At 69.2% G+C, this 2,098-nt stretch carries 2 protein-coding genes; both read left to right on the top strand.

The window, feature by feature from the left end; genetic code table 11:
- Positions 1 to 204, top strand: a 204-nt coding sequence (locus tag AC1D15_RS28745; protein WP_477828702.1) for a hypothetical protein, incomplete at its 5' end; no start/stop codon positions are given.
- Between the two features lie 17 nt (positions 205 to 221).
- On the top strand, positions 222 to 2,098 hold a 1,877-nt coding region (locus AC1D15_RS28740), incomplete at its 3' end, for a PQQ-dependent sugar dehydrogenase (protein WP_477828701.1).

The raw sequence follows: 2,098 nt of genomic DNA, 5'->3' as shown, positions 1-2,098 counted from the left end.
GCCGACGTGTACGTGGGCATCGACAACCGCACGGGCGCGCCGTCGTGGATGAGCGGCTGGACCAACTCGGGGCTGCAGATCGTCAACAGCGAGTCGCCGGGGCGCACCTTCGTGCTGTACCGCAAGAACTTCCCGGCCGGGACGGTCTCGCTCGGGCCGCTGAACAACACCGGCGTGAGCATGTACACCGTCATCGTCAAGTGAACCTCAGGGAGCAACCCATGAAGCTTCTCACCCGACTGCGCCGCCTGTGCGGCGCCCTCGCGGCCGGTGCACTGCTCGCCGGCCCCGCGCTGGCGGCCAGCGTGCCGACCGGCTTCGTCGACGCCCAGGTTGCCACCGGCCTCACCAGCCCGACCTCGATGGCGGTGATGCCCGATGGCCGCGTGCTGGTGGTGCAGCAGAACGGCATCGTGCGCATCATCAAGAACGACGCGATGCTGGCGGCCAACTTCCACGCCTTCGCCAACGTCGACTCGAGCAACGAGCGCGGCTGCCTGGGCGTGGTGCCCGATCCCGCGTTCGCGACCAACCACTACGTCTACTTCTACTGCTCGACGGTGGTCGGCAGCGTTTCGCGCAACCGCGTGATCCGCGTCACCGAGGCAGCCGACACCGTGGTGGCCGGCAGCGAACGCGTGGTCTTCGAGCTGCCCGACATCCCGAGCGCGACCAAGTGGCACATGGGCGGCGCGATGCGCTTCGGCACCGACGGCAAGCTGTACGTCGCGGTCGGCAACCACGAGGACAACCCGCAGCCGGTCGCCACCTCGAACTCGCAGAACCTCGCGAGCGCCTTCGGCAAGGTGCTGCGCATCAACGCCGACGGCACCATCCCGTCGGACAACCCGTTCTTCAACAACGCGAGCGCATACAAGGCCAACTACATGCTCGGCYTCCGCAACCCGTTCGTGCTGGACATCCAGCCGACTACCGGCGCGATCGTGATCGGCGATGTCGGCCAGGGCAGCTGGGAGGAGATCAACCGCGGCCAGGCCGGCGGCAACTACGGCTGGCCGGCGGTCGAGGGCACCGGCAGCAATGCCTCTTACATCAACCCGATCTACGCCTACTCGCACTCGGTGGGCTGCTCGATCACCGGCACGCAGTTCTACAACCCGGCCACCGCCCGCTTCCCCGCGAGCTACGTGGGCCAGCTGTTCTTCGCCGATTTCTGCAACGGCACCATCAAGTCGCTGAGCCTCGCGTCGCCGACGGTGATCAACAACTTCGCGAGCGGCATCGGCAACCCGACCAACATCGGCGTGTCGCCGAGCGGCGCGCTGTACTACCTGGCGCGCAACCAGGGCACCGGCACGCCGGCGCCGGGCGCGGGCACCGTCAGCAAGATCAGCTACACCGGCAGCCAGGCCCCGGCCATCACCGCGCAGCCGCAGAGCATCACGGTGTACGTCGGCACGGCGGCGACCTTCAGCGTCGGCGCCGATGGCGCGACCAGCTACCAGTGGCAGCGCAACGGCGCCAACATCCCGGGCGCCACTGCCAGCAGCTACACGCTCGCGACGACGACGGTCAACGACACCGGCGCGAGCTTCCGTGCGGTGGTCACCAACGCGTCGGGCAGCGTCACGTCGAACGCGGCGACGCTGACGGTCACGACCAACCGCTCGCCGACCGCGACCATCCTGACGCCGGCGGCCGGCGCGGGCTTCGCGACCGGCGACGTGGTCTCGTACTCCGGCAGCGGCAGCGACCCGGAAGACGGCACGCTGCCGGCGAGCGCGTTCACCTGGAAGGTCGATTTCCAGCACGACTCGCATGCGCACTCGTTCGTGACGCCGGTCAGCGGCGCATCGAGCGGCAGCTTCACGGTGCCGGACTTCGAGGCGACCGAGGCCAACATGTGGCTGCGCATCACGCTGACGGTGCGCGATTCGTCCGGCGCCACCGCGACCGCGACGCGCGACATCATTCCGCGCACGCCTGTCAGCCAGCTGCCGGTGGTGGGCACGCCCGCCAACGGCTGGGGGCCGTACGAGGTCGACCGCAGCAACGGCGAGCAGGGCGCGGCCGACGGCCGGACGATCACGCTCGCGTCGGTGCCGTACCTGAAGGGGCTGGGGGTGCATGCACCGTC

This window comes from Rhizobacter sp. P2_H2, from assembly GCF_056403375.1.
Note: the sequence above shows the minus strand (reverse complement) of the source record. Positions and strands in the feature narration are given on the sequence as shown.